Source organism: Hydrogenophaga sp. GW101-3F08, from assembly GCF_059424585.1.
On the sequence record NZ_JBWKZP010000003.1, the window covers coordinates 527,512 to 548,092 of the forward strand.

Annotated in this window: 18 protein-coding genes and 1 pseudogene; 7 read left to right on the forward strand and 12 right to left on the reverse strand. The window is 68.5% G+C overall.

Annotation, left to right across the window (positions count from 1 at the left end):
• Positions 1 to 135 precede the first annotated feature (135 nt).
• The 3 genes from AC07YZ_RS11925 to AC07YZ_RS11935 all read left to right on the forward strand — a co-directional run bounded on the left by AC07YZ_RS11925 (position 136) and on the right by AC07YZ_RS11935 (position 3,907).
• On the forward strand, positions 136 to 1,539 hold the full coding sequence (locus AC07YZ_RS11925; RefSeq protein ID WP_494794879.1) for a chloride channel protein: 1,404 nt from the start codon (positions 136 to 138) through the stop codon (positions 1,537 to 1,539).
• A 122-nt stretch (positions 1,540 to 1,661) separates the two neighbouring features.
• Complete coding sequence (locus AC07YZ_RS11930) at positions 1,662 to 3,116, forward strand: metal-dependent hydrolase (RefSeq protein WP_494794880.1); 1,455 nt, start codon at positions 1,662 to 1,664, stop codon at positions 3,114 to 3,116.
• Positions 3,113 to 3,907 (forward strand): cupin-like domain-containing protein, encoded by a 795-nt coding sequence (locus AC07YZ_RS11935; protein ID WP_494794881.1) that lies wholly within the window; start codon positions 3,113 to 3,115, stop codon positions 3,905 to 3,907. The genes AC07YZ_RS11930 and AC07YZ_RS11935 overlap by 4 nt, the downstream gene beginning before the upstream one ends.
• Before the next feature lie 3 nt (positions 3,908 to 3,910).
• On the opposite strand, the gene AC07YZ_RS11940 is transcribed toward AC07YZ_RS11935, so the two are convergent.
• Entirely contained in the window at positions 3,911 to 5,104 is a 1,194-nt protein-coding gene (locus tag AC07YZ_RS11940) for an MFS transporter (RefSeq protein ID WP_494794902.1), read from the reverse strand.
• A 239-nt stretch (positions 5,105 to 5,343) separates the two neighbouring features.
• Between AC07YZ_RS11940 and AC07YZ_RS11945 the strand changes: the two genes are divergently transcribed.
• A complete protein-coding gene (locus AC07YZ_RS11945) occupies positions 5,344 to 6,408 on the forward strand; it encodes an acyltransferase family protein (protein ID WP_494794882.1) in 1,065 nt (354 codons plus the stop codon).
• Between the two features lie 35 nt (positions 6,409 to 6,443).
• On the opposite strand, the gene AC07YZ_RS11950 is transcribed toward AC07YZ_RS11945, so the two are convergent.
• Both AC07YZ_RS11950 and AC07YZ_RS11955 read right to left on the reverse strand, forming a co-directional pair.
• Positions 6,444 to 7,778: a (Fe-S)-binding protein gene (locus AC07YZ_RS11950; protein WP_494794883.1), complete on the reverse strand. Its 1,335-nt coding sequence runs from the start codon at positions 7,776 to 7,778 to the stop codon at positions 6,444 to 6,446.
• Complete coding sequence (locus AC07YZ_RS11955; RefSeq protein WP_494794884.1) at positions 7,775 to 8,455, reverse strand: hypothetical protein; 681 nt, start codon at positions 8,453 to 8,455, stop codon at positions 7,775 to 7,777. The genes AC07YZ_RS11950 and AC07YZ_RS11955 overlap by 4 nt, the downstream gene beginning before the upstream one ends.
• A 291-nt stretch (positions 8,456 to 8,746) precedes the next feature.
• On the opposite strand from AC07YZ_RS11955, the gene uvrA reads away from it, so the two are divergent.
• Positions 8,747 to 11,740 carry an excinuclease ABC subunit UvrA gene (gene uvrA, locus AC07YZ_RS11960; RefSeq protein WP_494794903.1) on the forward strand — a complete coding sequence of 998 codons (2,994 nt, stop codon included), beginning with the start codon at positions 8,747 to 8,749 and terminating at the stop codon, positions 11,738 to 11,740.
• Positions 11,741 to 11,963: 223 nt separating this feature from the next.
• On the opposite strand, the gene AC07YZ_RS11965 is transcribed toward uvrA, so the two are convergent.
• A complete protein-coding gene (locus AC07YZ_RS11965; RefSeq protein ID WP_226491108.1) occupies positions 11,964 to 12,788 on the reverse strand; it encodes a MipA/OmpV family protein in 825 nt (274 codons plus the stop codon).
• 90 nt (positions 12,789 to 12,878) lie between these two features.
• Between AC07YZ_RS11965 and AC07YZ_RS11970 the strand changes: the two genes are divergently transcribed.
• The gene (locus AC07YZ_RS11970; RefSeq protein WP_494794885.1) at positions 12,879 to 14,432 is read left to right on the forward strand and encodes a CYTH and CHAD domain-containing protein; all 1,554 of its coding nucleotides are present in this window, start codon (positions 12,879 to 12,881) and stop codon (positions 14,430 to 14,432) included.
• A 94-nt stretch (positions 14,433 to 14,526) separates the two neighbouring features.
• The gene (locus AC07YZ_RS11975; protein WP_494794886.1) at positions 14,527 to 14,973 is read left to right on the forward strand and encodes an acyl-CoA thioesterase; all 447 of its coding nucleotides are present in this window, start codon (positions 14,527 to 14,529) and stop codon (positions 14,971 to 14,973) included.
• Between the two features lie 11 nt (positions 14,974 to 14,984).
• Here the strand turns inward: AC07YZ_RS11975 and AC07YZ_RS11980 are convergent, their stop codons facing one another.
• From AC07YZ_RS11980 to AC07YZ_RS12015, 8 genes and pseudogenes are all read right to left on the reverse strand, one after another.
• Positions 14,985 to 15,602: a glutathione S-transferase family protein gene (locus AC07YZ_RS11980; RefSeq protein ID WP_494794887.1), complete on the reverse strand. Its 618-nt coding sequence runs from the start codon at positions 15,600 to 15,602 to the stop codon at positions 14,985 to 14,987.
• Positions 15,599 to 16,327: a glutathione S-transferase family protein gene (locus tag AC07YZ_RS11985; protein WP_494794888.1), complete on the reverse strand. Its 729-nt coding sequence runs from the start codon at positions 16,325 to 16,327 to the stop codon at positions 15,599 to 15,601. Before AC07YZ_RS11985 ends, AC07YZ_RS11980 begins: the two co-directional genes overlap by 4 nt.
• 73 nt (positions 16,328 to 16,400) lie before the next feature.
• Positions 16,401 to 18,440, reverse strand: a complete 2,040-nt coding sequence (locus AC07YZ_RS11990; protein WP_494794889.1) for a hypothetical protein — start codon at positions 18,438 to 18,440, stop codon at positions 16,401 to 16,403.
• A complete protein-coding gene (locus AC07YZ_RS11995) occupies positions 18,437 to 18,793 on the reverse strand; it encodes a hypothetical protein (protein ID WP_494794890.1) in 357 nt (118 codons plus the stop codon). The genes AC07YZ_RS11990 and AC07YZ_RS11995 overlap by 4 nt, the downstream gene beginning before the upstream one ends.
• Positions 18,741 to 19,109: pseudogene (locus AC07YZ_RS12000) on the reverse strand (zeta toxin family protein); the annotation flags it as partial. The pseudogene AC07YZ_RS12000 and the gene AC07YZ_RS11995, both read right to left, overlap by 53 nt.
• Positions 19,110 to 19,125: 16 nt before the next feature.
• The gene (locus AC07YZ_RS12005) at positions 19,126 to 19,470 is read right to left on the reverse strand and encodes a hypothetical protein (protein ID WP_494794891.1); all 345 of its coding nucleotides are present in this window, start codon (positions 19,468 to 19,470) and stop codon (positions 19,126 to 19,128) included.
• A gap of 62 nt (positions 19,471 to 19,532) precedes the next feature.
• A complete protein-coding gene (locus AC07YZ_RS12010; RefSeq protein WP_494794892.1) occupies positions 19,533 to 19,727 on the reverse strand; it encodes a hypothetical protein in 195 nt (64 codons plus the stop codon).
• A 9-nt stretch (positions 19,728 to 19,736) separates the two neighbouring features.
• Positions 19,737 to 20,402 carry a TetR/AcrR family transcriptional regulator gene (locus tag AC07YZ_RS12015; RefSeq protein WP_226491099.1) on the reverse strand — a complete coding sequence of 222 codons (666 nt, stop codon included), beginning with the start codon at positions 20,400 to 20,402 and terminating at the stop codon, positions 19,737 to 19,739.
• Positions 20,403 to 20,581: the final 179 nt, after the last annotated feature.

Genomic DNA, 20,581 nt, shown 5'->3' on the forward strand with positions numbered 1-20,581 from the left:
CCTTGGGGGAATTAGCGGGCGGCACCGGGAACCCGGGCCGCAAAACGGTCAACCATTGTGCCGCAAGTGCCGGCCGCGCCCAATACGCCGCCCGCCGGTATCGGCCACCCCGCCCCGGGCCCTACACTGCCCCCGATGAAAGGCGAACCGGACTTCCTGCAGAACCTGCGCGACGAGATGGGCGACGGCCGGCAATGGCTGGACCGGGGCGTCGTGATCGCCTACGCGGTGCTGACCGGTCTGGCGGTGGTGGGGTTCACGCTGCTGGCCGACGCCGCCTTCGGCCTGTACCAGAGCCTGCGCGGTGCCGTCTGGTGGGCGCCACTGTTCTGGACACCGGCGCTCACCGCGCTGGTGGTCTGGAGCATCCGGCGCTGGGCACCGGGCGCGGCGGGTTCGGGCGTGCCGCAGGTGCTGACCGCGCTGGCGCCGGAAACCCCGATCGCCAGCCGCTCGCGCTTCGTGTCGCTGCGGCTCTCGCTGGCCAAGATCGCGGCGGTTGCGGGTGGCCTGCTGGCCGGCCTGTCGATCGGCCGGCAGGGGCCGTCGGTGCAGATCGCCGCGGGCGTGATGCTGCACGCGCGGCGCTGGCTCTCGCCCAAGACCGACATCAGCACGCGCGAGCTGCTGGTGGCCGGTGGCGCCGCCGGCATCGCCGCGGCCTTCAACACGCCGCTGGGCGGCATTGTGTTCGCCATCGAAGAACTCTCGCGCCGGCTGCAGGACCGCAGCAGCGGCCTGATGCTGGCGGCCATCGTGGTGGCCGGCCTGGTGGCGGTGTCGGCGTTCGGCAACCTCTCGTATTTCGGCCGCATCCGCGCCGACGGTGTCTCGTGGTGGAACCTGCTCGGCCCCGGTCTGCTGGTGGCGCTGGGCTGTGGCCTGCTGGGCGGTCTGCTCTCGCGCCTGATGCTGGCCTCGTTCACCGGCCTGCCCGACCGCTTCTGCGCCTACCGCCGCAAACGCCCGGTCACGTTCGCGGCCCTCTGCGGCTTCGTCGTGGCGGTGATCGCCATCGTGAGCGACGGCAACGCGGTGGGCGTAGGCCACCACCACACCCACGCCCTGCTGGACGCGGCAGACAGCGGCGGCGAGCACCAGCCGCTGGTGTTCACCGGCCTGAAGTTCATCGCCTCCTGGCTCTCGGCCTGGGCCGGCGTGCCCGGCGGCATCTTCGGCCCCAGCCTGTCGCTGGGCGCCGGCCTGGGCGCCGACGTGGCCTGGCTGCTCGACTCGCCGCACGGCCCGGCGCTGATCGCGCTGGGCATGTGCGGCTTTCTGGCGGCCGTGACGCAGACACCGATCACGGCCATGATCATCGTGATGGAGATGACCGACGGCCACAGCATGGTGCTCAGCCTGATGGCCTGCGCGCTGCTGGCCAGCCTGCTCTCGCGCATGATCAGCCGCCCGCTCTACAGCACCATGTCGCTCCTGATGATGCGGTCGCTGCGCGGCGACGCGAACCTGGCACCGCGCAGCAGCGGCCTCGCCCCGTTGGAGGGGTCGCCGGCGCCCACACCGCCCGCGGACCGATAAGCCCGGCCGGTCCGCGAACCCGGGCCGGTGCAGGTCCGAAGGTGACGGGGGGTGTACCGTCACGCAGATGAAACATGGCGACGCTAGGGTGACAGGCTCTGTCTGCCCTTCTCCCGTTGCACATGTCCTCCCCGCCAACGACCGCCTCGACCCACACCACCGGCTCACCCACGATCTTCTGGAATCAGACCGCCGCCCGAACCCATCTCTTCGACGCGTTCTCCGTGATGCTTCCGGAAGGGGAAGCTTTTGTGATGGACGCCGTGACAGAGGCCGCCCAGCACCTGCCCCCGGACGACGAACTGCGCCTTGAGTGCGCCCGGTTCGTCAAGGAAGAAGAGGCCCACCAGCGCGCGCACCGGCTCTACAACGCACGGCTCGAACAACAAGGCCACGGCGTGGCGGCCATGGAAGCGCGCATCGCCCACGATCTGGGCAACATCAAGACCCGCCTGTCGGCGGACCAGCGCCTGTGCCTGGCGGCGGCGTTCGAGCACGTCACCGCCACCATTTCAGCGGTGGCCCTGCGCAGCGAACGGGTGCTGACCGCAACCCCCAACGCGCAAACGCGTCTGTGGCGCTGGCATTGCGCCGAAGAGATGGCCCACCTGGGTGTCACGGTCGAGCTGATGGCGGCGCGGGACTTGTCTTATGGCGCGCGGGTGGGCTGGTTTCTGGTGGCCTCGGCCGCCATGCTGGGCGATGTGCTGCGCCACATGCGGGCCTTCTACCGGCACGACGTGGCGACGGGGCGCCTGAGCCCATCGCGGTTCTGGGCCTCCAGCCTCGCCTCGGCGGTGCAGGCGCTCCCCGACCTGTGGTCCGCCGGTCTGGGTTGGGCGTCGTACCTGCTGCCCAGACGCTGGTCGATGGCCAAGGCGGCATCGGCGCCGATCACCGTTCGAGAGCTGCGGCCAGCCGACATCCCCGCCCTGATGGCGCTGGAACACGCGTGCTGGACCGCCGAACAAGCCGCGCAGGCATCGGACCTGCTCGACCGCATGCGCCGCCACCCCGGCCATTGCCTGGGCGCGTTTTGCCCGCGCACCGGCAAAGCCCTGGCCTCGCTGTTCATGAAACCCACCAGCATCCACGCCATGTCGCAGGCCAGGACATGGCGCGACTGCGTCGAGGGCAACCCGGCGGGCACCACCGCCGGGCCCGGCAATGCCCTGTTCGGCATCAGCCTGAGCAGCATCGATCCGGCGGCCGTGAAAGCGATCTTCGGGTACTTCTGGCCCCACGCGCTCAAGGGCGGTTGGCGCCACATCTTTCTGGGCTCACCGATTCCCGGTCTGGCGAACTGGCTCCAGCGCCACCCCCAGGGCAATGCCCAGGCCTACGTCCGGCAGCAACGCCACGGCCTGCCGCTGGACCCCCAACTGCGCTACTACCACGGCAAAGGTTTCCGGCACATCGAAGCGGTGCTGCCGGACTACTTTCCGCATGCCGGCTCGCTGGACCATGGCGTCTTGCTGCGCGGCCAGGTGCCGGGTGCCCGCTGGGCGCCGCTGTGGCGCCGCGTGTCGTTGAGCCACATCCAGTCGATGCAGCGCTGGCTGTCCAGCCTGCCGTGACGCGGCCTCTACCACCGCCCCGCGAATGGGGCGACACACCGCAGCTGTGGCGCGGTGCCGCACGGGACTGGCCCGCCCTGCAACGCTGGACCTTCGCGCACCTGGGCGCACTCGACCCCCATCGACCCGTCCAGGTGGTGCAAGGCAACCGCGAAACCGCCCCCGCCCGCTTGGTCCACACCACCTGGGGCGAGCACCTGGCGCGGCTGGATCAAGGCGCGTGCGCCACCCGCGAACCCGTGGGCCATCTGAAAGAGTTCGATCTCCTGAAGCACTTTCCGGCCTTGCGCAACGACCTGGCCCCCAGCGCGCTGTTTCCGCCCGGGTCGGTGGTCTCGCACCAGGCTTGGATCGGGCCCGCCCACGCGCGCACCGGTCTGCACCACGACCTGCTGGACAACGTGGCCCTGACCCTGCGCGGGCGCAAACGGTTTTACCTGCTGCCGCCGGGCAGCGTGGAAGCGTTGCGCGGGGTGTCGCGCAAGTTCGACCGCTGGGCCAGGCTGTCGGTGCTGGGGGTGGATGCCCTGGCGCAGCGGCTCGAAGCCCAGGGCCTGGCCGCGCCCCGCGTGGTGGACATGGAACCCGGCGACGCGCTGTACGTGCCCCATGGCTGGTGGCATGAGGTCGTGAACCTCGAAGCCAGCGTGCTGCTCAGTGGCTTCTTCGGCAGCCGGCAACGCATCTGGGGCTGCTGGCTGCAGACCGGTGCCTGGCAGCTCGCGCACGACGCCGGCCTGTGGCGTCGTGGCCATTGCACCTGCCACGGTGGGGCCACGGGCCCCGGCTGAGGTTCAGCGCTGCGCGGTGGGCACCCGCATTGGCCAGGCCACCACCAGCCAGATCAGCATGGCCAGCGCGCAGGCGGCGAACAACCCGGTGGCGCCGTGCGCCTGGGCCAGCCAGCCGCCGACCGCGCCGCCCACAAAAAAACCGACCGACTGCAGCGTGTTGTAGACCCCCAGCGCCGCACCGCGCGCATGCGCCGGCGCCAGCTTCGAGACCAGGCTGGGCTGGCTGGCTTCGAGCGTGTTGAAGCCGATGAAGAAGACGAACATCAGCCCGCCCAGCGTCCACAGGCCCGGCGCCGCGCCGCTGCCGGCCAGCCACCACAGGCCGATCTGCACCGCGCCGATGAGCGCGATGGCGATCAGGAAGGCCGTGCGCAGATGGCCCTTGCGCTCCATGGGAAACAGCACCCCGCCCATGACCAGCAGCGAGGCCGCCACCGCCGGCAGGTAGACCTGCCAGTGATCGGGTTTGGCCAGTCCGGCCTGCACCAGCATGGCGGGCACGGCCATCCACATGGCGAGCTGCACCGCGTGCAACACGAACACGCCCAGGTTCAGCCGCAGCAGACCCTTGTCGCGCAGCACCAGGCCCAGCCCCGCGCCCTTCACCTGCGCGATGTCGGCCGGCTTGTGCACACGCGGCTCGGGCGGCGCGACCCAGATCACCACCGCGATGCCGGCCAGCGCGAGCACGCTGGTCAGGCCGAAGATGCCCGCCAGGCCGACCCAGCCCGCCAGCAGCGGGGCGATCACCAGCGAGAGCGCGAACATGAGTGCGATGCTCGCACCCACCATCGCCATGGCCTTGGTGCGCACGCTGTCGCGCGTCACGTCGGCCAGGAAGGCGGTGACGGCGGCCGAGATCGCGCCCGCGCCCTGCACCGCGCGGCCGATGGAGAGCCAGGTGAGGTCGGGCGCCCAGGCCGCGATGGCGCTGCCCAGCGCGAACACCAGCAAGCCGGCCACGATGGTGGGTTTGCGGCCGAAACGGTCGGAGGCCAGTCCAAACGGAATCTGCAGGAAGGCCTGGGTCAGGCCGTACAGCCCCATCGCCAGCCCGACGCGGCCCGCGTCATCGCCCCCGGGCAGGCGCGCGGCCTCCAGCGCGAACACCGGCAACACGATGAACAGCCCCAGCATGCGCAACGCGAACACCAGCGCCAGCGCGCCGCTGGCACGGCGCTCTTCGGGCGTCATGCGGGCGGCATCGGCGGCGGGAGCGGGGGAAGAAATGGCAGGAGCGGGGGTGGAGGACACGATCAAAACGCCGGCCATCGGGCCGATCGACCCGATGGCCGGCATGGAACTGTTGGTGCAGGTCATGATTGTGCGCCAACCCGCTTGCCCGGCGTGGGCCAAGGACTCATGGCACGTCGCGGGCCACTGGCGCATTTTTTTAATCGGCCAAAATCGAAGCCTCATCTCACCAAACCCGCATGACGACCCACCGCCACTCGCCGAACATCGACGTCCTGAGGGGCATGGCGATCCTGGCGGTGGTGGTCCACCATGTCTTCGCTCACACGGGCTTTTCGGTGCCCATGCTGGGCACGTATGGGGGCCTGCTGGGGGTCCAGCTGTTTTTTGTCCTCAGCGGCTATCTGATCACCGACAGCGCCAGCAGGCACCCCACATCGGTCTATTGGCTGCACCGGGTGCTGCGGATTTTCCCGGCGTACTGGGTGACCTACCTGTCGATCGGGGCGGTGTTCGGGATGCTCGATCTGGAGCGCATCGGCGAGCACCCGTTCCCCTTTTTCCTCAACCTGATCAACCTCCAGCAGCTGCACGCGGTGGCCTTGCTGGAATTCAACGTGCTCAGCGTCTCCTGGACGCTGACGGTCGAGATGGTCTGGTACGCGCTGGCGCCCCTGCTGCTGGTGGCCGGGCTTCGCCGGCCCTGGTGGATGCTCGGGGGGCTGTTGCTGCTCTCCGTGGCATGGACCTGGATGGCCCGCCACCACGGGCTTGACACCTTGTACCGACCGTCGCTGGAGGCCATGACCCGGCCCTGGTCACCCAGTCAATTGAACGTGCTCATGGGCGCCGCCTTCCCCGCTCAGTTGGTGTATTTCGGCCTGGGTGCCGTGGCCTTTCACCTGCGCGATCGGCTGCGCGATCTCAACCCATGGGTTCCGGCCCTGGTCTGGCTGACCTGCCTTGGCGCAATGCCGTTTTATTTCCACCTCCTGCCCGTGGCAGAGCAGGTGGCGGGCCTGGGGGTCGCGGCCCTGTTTGTCTGGATGCTGAACACACCGGCGCTGCGCCTGCCTTTTCTGGCCTGGACCGGTCAGATTTCGTATTCGATTTACCTGCTGCACGTCCCGCTCATCCTCTATGGCTTCTACAAGCTCGGCCGCTTTGGCCCGATCCATTTGTTGGTCACATTGCCGGTGATCTACCTGTGTTCCTATGGGCTGTACCGCTGGGTCGAGCAGCCCGGCATGCGCCTGGCACGCCGCTGGTCGGCACGGGTCCCGGCGCGCGCGGCTGCAGTTTGACGGACCGAAGCGCCGCTGGCGCGGCACCGAGGGCATCAGGCCGGCAACTGCCGGGCCACCATTTCGACCACGCTTTCAATCTTCGTGGGCCAGGCGTCGGCTTCGGCGCCGGCCATCGCGTTCAGGCGGCAGCTGCCGCAGGACACCACCACCGTGTCGGCCCCGGTGGCGTCAATCTGCTCGCGCTTGATGGCCCAGGCCTGGTGCCGCAAGCCCTCGGCGCGATTGATCAGGAACACGCCCGCGCCGCCGCCGCAACACCAGTTCTGCTCGGCCGTGGGCGTGGTTTCGCGCAGGTCCATGCCCAGGGCCTTCAGGGCTGCGCGCGGCTCGTCCACCACGCCACCGTGGCGGGCCAGCTTGCAGGCGTCGTGGTAGGTGATCTTGCGGCTGGGGTCTTCGGGGGGCCGCAGCCGCAGCCGCCCGGCGGTGATTTCGCGCCCCACGAATTCGGACGCCGCCAGCACCTCGAAGGGCAACGGCTGGCCGTTGGCGAGCCGCGCTTCCCAGCGCAGCGCCGGGTAGGCGTGTCCGCACTCCGGCAGGATGACGGTTTTGGCCCCGATGGCCAGCGCCTCGTCGATCAGGCGCTGGCTGGCCGCCTTCTGCAGCGATTCGCTGCCGGACAGCAGGCCGAAATTCGCCGCCTCAAACCCCGCGCTGCGCAGGGTCCAGCGCACGCCCAGGTGGTTGAGGATGCGCGCCGTGGCGGCCAGCGCGTCCTGGTACAGCAGCACGTCGATCACCGTGGTCACCATCATCAGGTCGGCCTGCGGTTCGTCCAGCGGGATCGTGATGCCCTGGGCTCGCAGCTGGTCCACCACCTGCCGGAGTTCGCCCGGGCCGACGCCGAACACCGTGCCCCGCCCGGCCTGTTCCTGCGCCACCGCCGTCAGCTCCAGCGGGGCCAGCCCGGCCTCGAACAGCGCTTCGCGCATCACGTTCACCCCGCGTGCGGTGTTGATGCCCATCGGGCAGATCATGCTGCAGCGCCCGCATTCCGTGCACGAGTCGTAGACCAGCTCCTGCCATTCCTTGAGGTCGTCCAGGGTGATGTCGGGCAGGAACAGGCGCTTGAGGGGCGCAAACGCCGAGGTTTCGCGCGCGTGCACCCGGCGCAGCAGGTCCAGCTTGCGGCTGGGGCTGTATTTGGGGTCGTTCGTGCTCTGGTAGAAGTGACAGGCTTCCGAGCAGTAGCCGCAGTTCACGCAGGCCTCCAGGTCCAGCGCCAGACCGCGGTCGGTCTTGGCCCGCATGACCGCCTTGGCGCGGCCCAGGCGGTCGGCGTCGCTCAGCGCATCGGGCTGCGCCATCTCCGGCAGGTGGTGGATGGCTTGCAGGAAGCCATGGAAGACATCCATGTTGATCATGAACGCACCCCGCGACGGCCAAAGAACGTGGCCAGCTGCATGCGCGCCGGCAGGAACAGGAAGGCGTGCATCAGCTTGCCGAACGGAAACCAGATCAACAGCAGCTCCAGCGACAACAGGTGCACCGCCAGCGGGTCGCGGTAGATCACGTGGTCACGCGCGAGGATGGTCGACGACGGATCGCCGATCACCGCCATGCCGGTGACGAAGGGCAGGAAGGTGAGCACCCAGGTGATCCCGTCGTCGGCGGTCGAGATCCGTCTCAGCACCGGATCGGTCAGGCGGAACATCAAGGCCATCAGCAGGGACACGATGGTGGCCGCCGCCGCGGCGTACATCACGGCATCGGGAAAGGCTGGCCACGACAGGCCGGTCAGGCGGCGGATGAAGGCGATGTGGGGCGCATAGCCGAAAAACACCAGCGCGAGCCCGATGTGGAACACATAAGGGTTCGCGGTGACGAGCGTGGCGCTCGGGTGAAAACCGCCGCGCGGCAGCATGCGGGTGAAGGCTGCGCGCATCGCCGCACCGGTGCCGAAGGGCTGGCGCTCGGGTGCGCCGGGGGCGGCCAAGTGGGGCAGGCGCCAGAGCGCCAGCAACCGCCAGGCGACGCCCGCGACAAAGACGAAAAGCGACAGCGCCAGCAGCGGGCCGCGCACCCAGTCCAGAAAATCCATGGGGAACCGCCCTTCTTGTTGCCACCAAGGTTTGCACAGTACGCCCAATCCGCCCGAAAAACCAAGTCCCGTCATCCGCCGCTGCGCGGTGTTTGCGCTCCGTCATGCCCTGGACGCCGCCCGGTCCGGTGGGCGCACCCCGGAAGTGGTCCCGCCGTATCATGTCGGGTTGCCTTTTTGACGCCAGAACCCAGCCCTGGTGACCCCGCCTTGAACCAGAACCCGACCCCGCTGACCGGCACCGCGCCGGACGCGCCGCCCGCCCCGCTCAGCCCCGCCCACGCCGCGGCCCTGCGCACGGCCGCCGTGCTGTCCGTGCGCGGCGCGCGCACGCACAACCTCAAGAACATCGACCTCGACATCCCCAAGCACGCGCTGGTGGTGATCACCGGGCTGTCGGGCTCGGGCAAATCGAGCCTGGCGTTCGACACGCTGTACGCCGAAGGCCAGCGCCGCTACGTGGAAAGCCTGAGCGCCTACGCCCGGCAGTTTCTGCAGCTGATGGACAAGCCCGACGTGGACATGATCGAAGGCCTGTCGCCCGCGATCGCCATCGAGCAGAAGGCCACCAGCCACAACCCGCGTTCCACCGTGGGCACGGTGACCGAGATCCACGACTACCTGCGCCTCTTGTACGCCCGCGCCGGCACGCCGCACTGCCCGGACCACGACCTGCCGCTGGCCTCGCAGAGCGTGGCGCAGATGGTGGACACGGTGCTGGCGCTGCCGCAGGACACGCGCCTCATGATCCTGGCACCCGTGGCGCGCGAGAAAAAGGGCGAGTTCCTGGAGCTGTTCGCCGACATGCAGGCCCAGGGCTACGTGCGCTTCCGCATCAACGGCGAGGTGCTCGACTTCGACGCCCTGCCCGCGCTGAAGAAGACCGAGAAACACAACATCGACGTGGTGATCGACCGCATCAAGGTGCGCACCGGCGGCGAGGACGAAGCGGTGAATCCACTGCGCCAACGGCTTGCCGAAAGCTTCGAGGCCGCGCTGCGCCTGGCCGAGGGGAAAGCGATCGCGGTGGAGATGGACAGCGGCGCCGAACACGGCTTTTCCGCCAAGTTCGCCTGCCCGGTCTGCAGCTACACCGTGGGCGAGCTGGAGCCGCGGCTGTTTTCGTTCAACTCGCCCATGGGCGCCTGCCCGAGCTGCGACGGCCTGGGCCACACGGAGGTGTTCGACGCCGAGCGCGTGGTCGCCTTCCCCACGCTCAGCCTGGCCAGCGGCGCCATCAAGGGCTGGGACCGGCGCAACGGTTACTACTTCGCGATGATCGAAAGCCTGGCGGCGCACTACAAGTTCAGCGCCGATGCGGCCTGGGAATCGTTGCCAGAAGCGGTGCAACAGGTGCTGCTCTACGGCTCGGGCGAGGAAGAGATCAAGTTCAGCTACGCGCTCGAATCGGGCGAACGCGCGGGCAAGAAGATCAGCAAAAAACACCCCTTCGAAGGCATCATCCGCAACTTCGAGCGCCGCTACCGCGAGACCGACAGCGCCAACGTGCGCGAAGAGCTGGCGCGCTACCGCGCCACCCAGCCCTGCCCCGAGTGCGGCGGCTCGCGCCTGCGCAAGGAAGCGCGCCACGTGTTCGTGGGCGAAGGCGAGCAGAAACAACCCATCTACAAGATCAGCCACATCACGCTGGGCGAGTCGCTGGCCTATTTCACGCGCCTGCAGCTGCCGGGCGCCAAAGGCGACATCGCCGCGCGCGTGATCAACGAAATCCGCCAGCGCCTGAAGTTCCTCAACGACGTGGGCCTGAATTACCTGAGCCTGGACCGCAGCGCCGACACGCTCTCCGGCGGCGAGGCGCAGCGCATCCGCCTGGCGAGCCAGATCGGCAGCGGCCTCACGGGCGTGATGTACGTGCTGGACGAGCCCAGCATCGGCCTGCACCAGCGCGACAACGACCGCCTGATCGCCACGCTGCAGCACCTGCGCGACCTGGGCAACACGGTGCTGGTGGTGGAGCACGACGAGGACATGATCCGCTGCGCCGACCACGTGATCGACATGGGCCCGGGCGCGGGCGTGCACGGCGGCCACGTGATGGCGCAGGGCACGTGCGCACAGGTGATGGCCACGCCCGGTTCGATGACCGGCCAGTACCTGAGCGGTGCGCGCGAGATCGCCGTGCCCACGCGGCGCACGCCCTGGCTGCCGGTGAACAAATCCGCCGCCGCGGCCAGGGCCGCGCCCATCAAGTCGCGCTTCCCCATGAGCCCGGCGGCCGAGCGGCGCAGCGCGCGCGAGGCCGCGCACCTGGCCTCGCTGGGCGAGCTGCAGGAAATCCGCGTGGTCAACGCCACCGGCCACAACCTGAAGGGCGTGAGCGTGGCCTTCCCCGTGGGCCTGCTCACCTGCGTGACCGGCGTCTCGGGCTCGGGCAAATCGACCCTGGTGAACGACACGCTCTACGCCGCCGTCTCGCGCACGCTCTACCGCTCGCACGAAGAACCGGCCGAACACGACGCCATCGAAGGCATCGAACATTTCGACAAGGTCATCAACGTCGATCAGTCACCCATCGGCCGCACGCCGCGCAGCAACCCGGCCACCTACACCGGCCTGTTCACCGGCATCCGCGAGCTGATGGCCGAGATGCCGACCGCGAAAGAGCGCGGCTACGGCCCGGGCCGCTTCAGTTTCAACGTGGCCGGCGGCCGCTGCGAGGCCTGCCAGGGCGACGGTGTGGTGAAGGTGGAAATGCACTTTTTGCCCGACGTCTACGTGCCCTGCGAGGTCTGCCACGGCCAGCGCTACAACCGCGAAACGCTGGACGTGCAGTACAAGGGCAGGAACATCGCGCAGATCCTGGACATGACGGTGGAGCAGGCCCACACCTTCTTCGGCGCCGTGCCCACACTGCACCGCAAGCTGCAGACGCTGATGGACGTGGGCCTGACCTACATCCAGCTCGGCCAGAGCGCGACCACGCTCTCCGGCGGCGAGGCGCAGCGCGTCAAGCTCGCGCTGGAACTGAGCAAGCGCGACACCGGCCGCACGCTCTACATCCTGGACGAACCCACCACCGGTCTGCACTTCGCCGACATCGAGCTGCTGCTGAAGGTGCTGCACCAGCTGCGCGATGCCGGCAACACCATCGTGGTGATCGAGCACAACCTCGACGTGATCAAGACCGCCGACTGGCTGATCGACATGGGCCCCGAAGGCGGCTCGGGCGGCGGCACCGTGGTGGGCGTGGGCACCCCCGAAGACCTGGCCGCCAACGGCGAAAGCCACACCGGGCGCTACCTGGCCAGGCTGCTCAAGCGCTGAACGACCGAGCCGAAGCGAGGCCCGCAGGCGCGAAGCACCCCAACCAAAGGCACCCGAAGCGGGAGCGACATGCCCCCAATCAGGGACACCGGGAACCGGAGCGTGACCCGTTCCGCACGAGGCAACGCCACCCCAGAGATACCGCGGAACCGGCTTCGCCGGGCCGCTGGTATCGCCCCCCTTCAGGGGGGTGGCGCCGCAGGCGACGCGGGGGGTGCTCCTATCACTTGCTGCGGTAGGCCAGCCCCACGCTCAGACCGTGCGTGGTGACCCGCCCGACCAGCGGGCTGCGCGAGGTGGCCCCGAGCAGGCGCGACACCTCCAGCCCCCCGAAGATCACCCAGTGGTGGGTCATCGCCGTTTCGAAGTTCGCGGCCAGCCGGACGTTTTCCCAGCCGCCGCCCAGCCGGTAGGGGGAGCGCCCAGTGGCCTGCGCGGCCTCGTTCGTGATGCCGTAGTGGGTGCGCAGGTACCTCGAATCGCCCCAACCGCCCCCAAGCGAAAAATCCCAGTTCGTGCGGGGCGACAGCGGATAGCGGTAATTCACGCCCGTGCCCAGGCGCATGCCGCCGTTGCGCCCCAGCAGGTCGTGATCGACGCTCATGCTCCAGTCCCAGCGCTCGCCCAGGGGGTGGCCGGTGGAGACACGCCCGCGCAGGGTGGTGGGCACGTCGGGCAGGCCGCGGAACACGGGGTCGTCGTCGAAAGACCGCCCGTTGTCCAGGCGCAGCGAGGCGCCGAGCCGCCAGTCGGTCAACCAGTCGAATTCGGTGCTCAGGCCGGTTTCCAGCCGTTCGCGGCCGGTGTTCATGAGCGAATTGGCCCGCGATCTCGACACCCTGAACGGCCCGAGCTGAAAGGCCCACATGGGCTTGAGGTCCAGCGAAACGCGCCCGCCGCTGCCCACGTGCCCGGTGGCGCTGACCACCGAAGCCCCCACCAGGTAACCCGTATCGCCGCCGATCACGATCTGATCGTCGGCACGCGCCTCCCAGGCCAGACAGCTGCCCACCACCCAACACACACCACACCAATTGATTCCAGACATCCGGGCATCATAGCCAGCGCGCGCCGGGGCAAATGGCAACCAGATGCAAGCGTGCCGGAGGATTTGCCCCATTGCGGCACACTCGGAGCCATGGCACTGGAAACCGAACTCAAGCTCGCGCTGCGGCCACACGAGCTGCCGCGCCTGCTGGCGCACCCACTGCTGGCCCAGACCGCGCGGCGCGAACGCCTGTTCAACACCTATTTCGACACCCCCACGCAGGCACTGTTGCAACGGCGCATCGCGGTGCGCGAACGGCGCGTGGGCCGGCGCACGCTGCTCACCGTGAAGACCGCCGGCTCGTCGGTGGGCGGGCTGTCGCGGCGCGGCGAATGGGAAGGCCCGACCCGAGCGGGCGCGTTCGACTTCGCGGCGCTGGTGGACGACCCGGCCCTGGCGCAGGAGCTCGGCCGCCTGGCCTGGCAGCTGGTCCCGGTGTTCCGCACCGACTTCACGCGCCGCAGCTGGCTGCTGCGCCACGGCGAGGCCCTGATCGAGGTGGCGCTCGACGACGGCGCCATCACCACCGGCCACACGCCCAGCACGCCCCGGGGCACGCAGCGCGAGCCGATCCTGGAGCTGGAGCTCGAACTCAAGAGCGGCCCGGTGGACGCGCTGCTCGATCTGGCGCACACCCTGGCGCTGGGCCCCGACGGCGACGCCGCGCGCGGCCTGTGGCTGCACCCCTCGGACCGCAGCAAGGCCGAGCGCGGTCTGGCGCTGTTCCAGGGGCAGCGCCTGCAGCCGGTCAAGGCCGGCCCGGTGCTGCTGGCGCCCGACATGCACCCCCGCGCCGCTTTCCGTGCGGCGGCCCTGAGCTGCCTGGCCCACCTGCAGGCCAATGTGGCCGGGCTGCTGCAGGCGCGCGACCCGCAGACCCCGCCCGACCCGGAGTTCGTCCACCAGGCCCGGGTGGCGCTGCGCCGGCTGCGCACCGGACTGCGGCTGTTCGGCCCGGCCCTGCCGCGCCGCTTTGCCAGCCACTGGGGCGCGCAATGGAAAGCCACCGCCAACCGCCTGGGCGACGCGCGCAACTGGGACGTGTTCGCCACCGAATGGCTGCCCGAGCTGCTGCAGGAGGCGAAAGACGCCGGGACCGACCCCCAAATTCCGGCCCTGCGCGACTGGGTCGACACCGAGCGCCGCGCCGCCCACCAGCGGGCCATGGCCACCCTCACCGACCCGGCCCACGCGCTGAACCTGCTCGCCTTCACCCGCGCGCTGCTGGCGCTGGCGCCCCCGGCGCCCCGGCGGGCGGCGCGTCCCTTGCCGGGCTGGGCGCGCAACACCCTGCGCCAGCGGCACGCGCGGCTGCGGCGGCAGGCCCGCCAGGCCCTGCGCCAGGGCAGCGAAGGCCGGCATGCGCTGCGCATCCAGCTGAAAAAGCTGCGCTACGCCCAGGAGTTCCTGACCAGCCTGCTGCCCGCCAAGCGGCTGCGGCGCAGCACCGCGACCCTGACCGAAGCCCAGGAGCTGCTGGGTTCTCTCAACGACCTGAGCACGGCACAGACCCTGCTGGGCGCCTGCCCGCTGCCGGTGGCAAACGACCTGCTCGACCGGGCACAGACCCGCCTGCGCGAGGACCTGCGCGCCCTGCCGCGCCTGGAGCGAACGCTGATGAACACCCCCACGCCCTGGGGGTAAGACCGGTTCCGCCCCCCGGTCGGCCGAAAGCTTGGCAAACGCCTCGCTGGCGGCCCACAATGGGGCCTTCACCCTGTGACACAAGGAAGCTCTCATGTCGTCCACCACCTTGCGTTTTCTGGTTGAACAGAGCGCCGTCGGCCCCGGCGGCGATGTGCACGGCGGCACCGTGATGAAGTGGATCGACGACGCCGGCCACGCCTGCGCCACCGCCTGGTCGCGCGGCCGCTGCCGCACGGTCTACGTCAGCAGCATCCGGTTTCAGCGAATCCTGAAACTCGGTGACATGGTGGAAGTGCGCGCCCGCCTGGCCTTCACCGGCGAAACCAACATGAACATCGGCGTGGAGGTGCGCGGCGGCGACGTGACCGACGGCCGCATGGAGAAGATCGCGGAATGCCTGGTGGTGATGATCGCGCTGGACACCGAGGGCCGGCCCATGCTGGTCAACCGCTGGACCCCCGAAACCCCCGGTGAAATGGCACTGGCCAGCAGCGCCCGCGCCCAGTTCGAGAGCACGCGCCCGGCCCCCCTGGAATAGGTGAACCTTTGTCAAGCCAGGGCGCTGGGGCGTGCCGCCATCCGGTCGCGCCAGGCCTGCAAGGCGGCAAAGCCCTGTTGGCCCGCGTGGAAGCGCATCAGCTTCGCGAACTCCAGCGCACAGAAGGCCGTGATGTCGGCGATGGTGAAGCGCTCACCGGCCACCCAGGGCTGGCGCTGCAGCTCACCATCGAGCCAGGCGGCGGTGTCGCGCAGCTTCTGGCCTTGTGACTGGCCGAACTCGGGGAACTGCGGCTGCTCCAGCGGCGCCAGCCCCGGGTGGGTATGGCGCACGCAGTTGGCGATCGGCAGCATGAAATACCACTCCACCCGCCGGTCGGCCATTTCGATGAAGGCGCGCTCGGTGGCGTCCGCGCCCATCAGGTTGGGCTCGGGGTGGAGCCCCTCCATGTAGGTGCAGATGGCGCGGGTTTCGGTCAGCATCCGTCCGTCGTCCAGTTCCAGCGCGGGCACGCGCGCCAGCGGGCTCTTGCGGCGGTACTGCTCGCTCTGGTGCTCCAGCGCGTTGAGGTCCACGTTGACCAGATCGAGCCCGTTGATGTTCTTTTCCACCAGGAACATGAGCACGCGCCGGGGGTTGGGTGCTCGCGGCGACACGTAGAGCTTCATGCGGCGCCTCCGCGCGCCGGGGCGGGGCCCAGGCTCTGCCCCATCTCCACCATGCGGCGCGCGTCTTCGGCGAAACGCTGCGCGCCCGCGTCGCCGTCGCGCGTGAGGTCCACCCTGGACGACGGCTGTTCGATGCCACGCTGCACCGCCGGGCGCGCCCGGATCGCGTCGCGCCAGCGCCGCAGGTGCGGCAGGTCGTCCATGTCCACGCCCGACCAGCGGTGCGTGCGCACCCAGGCCCAGTTGGCGATGTCGGCGATGGAGTAGTCGCCCGCCAGGTATTCGTGGTCTTTCAGCTGGCCGTCGAGCACGCGGAACAGGCGCTTGCTCTCCCCCTGGTAGCGGTCAATCACGGCCGGGATCTTCTCGGGAAAGTAGCGGAAAAACACATTGGCCTGGCCCATCATCGGGCCGATGCCGCCCATCTGGAACATCAGCCACTGCAGCACGCGCGAGCGGCCCCTGGCGTCCGCGGGCATGAGCCGGCCGGTCTTTTCGGCCAGGTAGATGAGGATGGCGCCCGATTCAAACACCGCGAAATCGTCGGCCTCGCGGTCCACGATGGCCGGGATGCGGCCGTTGGGGTTGATGGCCAGGAAGGCGGGAGCCTTTTGTTCGCTCCGCGCCAGGTCCAGCACCCGCAGCGTATAGGGCAGGCCCAGCTCTTCGAGCGCGATGGACACCTTGTGCCCGTTGGGCGTGGCGGCGGTATACAAGTCGATCATGCGGTTTTTCCTGGTTGGAACACCGCATGGTAGGGACGGCCGCATCGGTTGGCTGTCACCAACGCAAGAAACCTCAGGCCATCGCGCGTTCGGGCGCCGCGTGTGTGGGCGCGGAAGCTGCTTCCGCAGTACGGGTCGCCTCCTGCGCCTGGGCATGGGCCGCCTGGTGCGCGTGCGCGAGATGCTGTTCCGCGGGCTGCGCCTGTGCCTGCCGCACGCTGAACTCGCTGATCGGCGCATGTTCCTGCACCACCGCCACGCGCTCCCCGTCTTTGCTCAGGTGGAAGGCACGCACCTCGCCTCGGTGCGCATGGGTCTGGGCGTGGCTCACGGCGGCGGCGCTGACGCGGTCGATACCGTCGGCGTCCAGGCCGCGTTCGCGCAGACCTGGCCCGAGCTGGTCCATGGCCAGTTGACGGTGGCGCGCCTGCCCGGGCGTGAGCGGAAGCTGGCCCGAGCGTATCGGCGCCACCGCCTGCGGGTCCCGAGAGCGCGCGTCCGGGCGCAGCTCGGCCGGCAGTTCGGGTGGCATCAGCCCGCGTTCCTTGTGGGCCTCTCGGATCGCGCCCAGGTGGCCGGTGTCGCGCCAGAGCTCGTTCAGGCCTTCCTGCACCCGGCCCGCCTGGCGCTGCTGCGCCAGCGATCTGGGCCAGCCCTGATCGAGGTTGTTGTGCGAATCCCGGTTGGCCGCCAGCGCCATCACGGCCTTGCGGCCCTGGCCGACCTCGCCCACGTATTGGCGGTGTTTGTCGGCCAGTTGCTCGCTGCTCAGTGCCCGGTAGTTTTCCAGCGGCTGGTGCGGCAGGGCGCGGGGGTACTTCTCGTGCACCGCGTCACTGTAGGCGCCGCGCACCGCATCGGCGGGCGGCTTGCCAGCGTCGATGTGCCTGGCCAGCGCGTCGCTGACATCGTCCTTGTCGACCTTGGGGAAACGCGCATGCATCGCTTCCCAGCCCTGGTCGATGCCGGCCCGACCCTCGAAATAGCGGCCGTTGCGCTCGGCCTCATTGCCGAAAGCGGCGCTGGTCGAATCCAGCCGGGTCTGCAGGCGCGCGCGCTCAGCCGGGTCGGTGGTGTGCTGCAGCTCCTCCTTCAGGCCGTTGACTTGGCGCAGCAGGCGGCCTTCCCGGGACACGTGGTCGTAACCCAACTGGCCCACCTCGCGCCCGAGGACCTTGCTCCACTGCTGCAGGCGCGAGTCTTCGTACAGCTTCTCGGCACCGACGGCGGCCGCGCCACCGGTGAGCAGGCCGCCCGCCACCGGACCGACCGGCCCCGTCACCGGGCTGGTGAGTGCGCCGCCGGCCGCACCGGGAATCGCACCGAGCGTGGCGGCCGTGCCGGTCACCGCTGTCTTGACGGTCTGGTTCGCCGCCTCTTCGCCGCCACGCACCCACTGCTCGCGGTTGGAGCGCGCGGTGTCGATGGCGGCGTCGATCTGGTTCTTCGCGTCGTAGGCGCCGTAGGCCGTGCCCAGCACGCCGGCGGCCTTGACCGTGGGGCGCACGGCCCGTCCTTTGGTGGGGAGGTGCAGGTGGTTGTCGACGCTTCGCACGAATTCGTGCGGTTCGTACAGGTTGCGGTTGGGTGTGAGGTACTGGCGTGCGCCACCGGATTTCGTCACCTGGCCGTCCAGCTCACTGGTCGGCGCCACGGTGTTGACGAAGACCTCGGTGGGCGCTTTCGGGGTGATCTTGTAGACGTCGTACTGGGGCGATTCGCTGGCGACCGGCAGGGCGAAGTGCTGGGAGAGGTTTCGGCCTTCCTTGATCGCAGCGTCGAGGTCGGCTTCCTTGGCCCAGAACGGAGAATACGGCGAAGGCTGCTGGCCTTTGGGGACGATCTTGACCAAAGGCTCGTGGAGGGTCTCCATGCGGGGGAGCTCGCGGCCGGAGGTGATCTGGTCGATGGCCCGGTCGTTGAGTTTGTTCAGCGGTGTGTCGGGAGATGCTTCGAGGAGCCGCTGCCGATACAACTTTCCTTCGGGCGTTTCCAGATAGTCCAGGGCCGCCTGCCGGTTGACGCCCTGGGTCTCAAAGGTCCGTGCTTCCTTGAGGGTCTTCTCGTCGTATGGCCGTTTGAGTTCATCGGGAGTCAGACCAGGGTCACTCATGATTGAGTGCCTTTCAGAATCGCTGCCCGCTGGGCCTCCATGTCGGCAAGGATTCGCTTTTCTTGCTCTGACAGACCGCCCTCCAGTTCGATGCCGAAGTCCACATAGGCACCCTCGACGTCAGGATCCGCGAAGTCGCGAAACAGACCTTCAGACGACATCGCCCAGCGAAACGGCAGCTTGAACCTGTCCGGTATCGGCTCCAGAATGCGACCCGCCTTGGCGTCGTCGATCATGGGTTGCATGACCTTCAACACATGTTGCACGCGCTCTTCGTTCGGGTACTGCTGGCATACCCATTCAAGGCGCTCGGCGGCGGCCTTCAGTCGGACGGGGTCGATTTTTTCGGTCATGGTGGCTTCCCTGGGAAACGGTTGGAGTGGGTGACAGCGCGGAATGTTCGCACACCATCCGCTGTCCCCACGCCAGCCATTCGCGGGCGCGAGGCATGGTCGTGTCCAGCACGAGGTTCTTGCGCTGGGCCACTGCGTCGGCCCGAAGCTCCTGCGCCCAGCGACCGGCATCGCTGTGCGTCTCTCCAGACCAGATGTATGGCTTATGGTCGCGCAGGTTGCGTGCGTCGGGATGAGCGCTGCGCAGATCGTCCGGATCGATCACGGCCGCATTCCCGCCCATCTCTGACAGCGTTGTGCGGGCCAGCCCACCTTTCCCATGGCCCGCTCCCTCAGTCCTGACCCCAGCTGAAGAACCTCATCAGTTCGTCGCCACCATCACGTCGGTGCAACCGCAGAAGGTGCAGCTTCTTTCGCACTTCAGCGCCCTTGTCGGCATCGCCGGAAGCCTCAGCAGAGGCCAGCTCGTCATTTGCGCGCTCGACGAAACCGTCCATGTCACCTTCAAGCAACCAGAAAGCCCGTTCCAGCTGGTCACTCCGTTGCATCTTGCTCATGTCCGGCGAGCGGCCAACGGTCTTGAGTCCTTCCTCCAGCTTGGCAAGCAGCTCTGGATAGTCCTTGAGTGCCTCCTGCAGCACCTTGGGTACGGGTGGGTTTTCGGTGGAGTTGGTCATGTCGATGTCCCTGGAAAATGCTCGTTATGAATGACAGGACGAGATGTTCGCACACCACCCGCTCAGCCCATGTGGATCTCCGGCATCGCGGTATCGATGGCGGCGTCGACCTGGTTCCTGGCGTCGTAGACCGTGCCCAGCACGCCGGCCGCCGACGGCAGCCTGGCAGCAGCCGCCTTCTGGTCGGCGCCCAAAAAGACGCCGTGCAGGTCTGGAAACCGTTCGAGCTCACCGTCCTCATCAAGAAAAAGAGCCATTCGAATGCGCTATCCCCGGGAAAGACTGCGCAACAGCATCAGCATCCCCTCTTCCAGATCCTGCTCGAATCGGTATCGCAGCGGTGCCAGGTCGGGGCGTGCAATCACCACAGCAGAGACTTCCCCAGGGCTTGCCAGCGGCCATAGACCGATGAGCAGTGGCAGGGCGAGGTGGATGAATCTATCGAAGGTCGAGGCCGGGATGCTTGGAATGCAGCGATGGAAGTCGATCGCGGTCTCCTGGCGCACGGCCAGCAAGCCTTGTTTGAACTGGACCACGCGTTCGGTGGAGACGTTGCGCTCAAGGATGGAAGGGAAGATGCTGGTGAGTCTGCACAGCAGCGGGCGGGCGACCCAGGTGGTGGTGAACGCCCAGGCAATGTGTTCGATGGTCCCTCTGCGCTTGCCCCCTCGGTTCAGCGCCTTGACCAGCTCGCTGCGCCAGGCCATGAACTCCTCAACAAGCACCTCAAGCAGGACGGCTTCGCTGCTCTCGAAGTATCGGTAGACGTTTGACTTGGTCATCTGCGCCTGCCGCGCCAGTTCGTTGATGCCCAGTGCGTGCACGTCGGGCATCTGCAGCAGCAGGAACTTCGCGGTATCGAGCAGATGGCGCCGACGCTCCTCCTTCTGCTCGGGAGAACGCGCGCGCAGATACGGTGATGGGTTGCTCATAAGGATGTGTCAGGGAACGTTGATCTCCTCAAGAGACCGATAGTCTGCTATATTGCAGACTATCGGTCTCTTAATGGCGCCAGCACGGCAAGCAATTCGACACGGCATCCAGCTTGCGATTGGCTGAAAGAGTTCCACTGCATCCCACTGACGAAGAACGTGCGCACGCCGCGCAACAG

Excerpts from the sequence above, each read along its gene's own strand:
- AC07YZ_RS11925 (WP_494794879.1), top strand. The coding sequence starts at position 136 with ATGAAAGGCGAACCGGACTTCCTGCAGAACCTGCGCGACGAGATGGGC.
- AC07YZ_RS11930 (WP_494794880.1), top strand. The coding sequence starts at position 1,662 with ATGTCCTCCCCGCCAACGACCGCCTCGACCCACACCACCGGCTCACCC.
- AC07YZ_RS11940 (WP_494794902.1), bottom strand. The coding sequence starts at position 5,104 with ATGACGCCCGAAGAGCGCCGTGCCAGCGGCGCGCTGGCGCTGGTGTTC.
- AC07YZ_RS11945 (WP_494794882.1), top strand. The coding sequence starts at position 5,344 with ATGACGACCCACCGCCACTCGCCGAACATCGACGTCCTGAGGGGCATG.
- AC07YZ_RS11950 (WP_494794883.1), bottom strand. The coding sequence starts at position 7,778 with ATGATCAACATGGATGTCTTCCATGGCTTCCTGCAAGCCATCCACCAC.
- AC07YZ_RS11955 (WP_494794884.1), bottom strand. The coding sequence starts at position 8,455 with ATGGATTTTCTGGACTGGGTGCGCGGCCCGCTGCTGGCGCTGTCGCTT.
- AC07YZ_RS11965 (WP_226491108.1), bottom strand. The coding sequence starts at position 12,788 with ATGTCTGGAATCAATTGGTGTGGTGTGTGTTGGGTGGTGGGCAGCTGT.
- AC07YZ_RS11970 (WP_494794885.1), top strand. The coding sequence starts at position 12,879 with ATGGCACTGGAAACCGAACTCAAGCTCGCGCTGCGGCCACACGAGCTG.
- AC07YZ_RS11975 (WP_494794886.1), top strand. The coding sequence starts at position 14,527 with ATGTCGTCCACCACCTTGCGTTTTCTGGTTGAACAGAGCGCCGTCGGC.
- AC07YZ_RS11980 (WP_494794887.1), bottom strand. The coding sequence starts at position 15,602 with ATGAAGCTCTACGTGTCGCCGCGAGCACCCAACCCCCGGCGCGTGCTC.
- AC07YZ_RS11985 (WP_494794888.1), bottom strand. The coding sequence starts at position 16,327 with ATGATCGACTTGTATACCGCCGCCACGCCCAACGGGCACAAGGTGTCC.
- AC07YZ_RS11990 (WP_494794889.1), bottom strand. The coding sequence starts at position 18,440 with ATGAGTGACCCTGGTCTGACTCCCGATGAACTCAAACGGCCATACGAC.
- AC07YZ_RS11995 (WP_494794890.1), bottom strand. The coding sequence starts at position 18,793 with ATGACCGAAAAAATCGACCCCGTCCGACTGAAGGCCGCCGCCGAGCGC.
- AC07YZ_RS12005 (WP_494794891.1), bottom strand. The coding sequence starts at position 19,470 with ATGACCAACTCCACCGAAAACCCACCCGTACCCAAGGTGCTGCAGGAG.
- AC07YZ_RS12010 (WP_494794892.1), bottom strand. The coding sequence starts at position 19,727 with ATGGCTCTTTTTCTTGATGAGGACGGTGAGCTCGAACGGTTTCCAGAC.
- AC07YZ_RS12015 (WP_226491099.1), bottom strand. The coding sequence starts at position 20,402 with ATGAGCAACCCATCACCGTATCTGCGCGCGCGTTCTCCCGAGCAGAAG.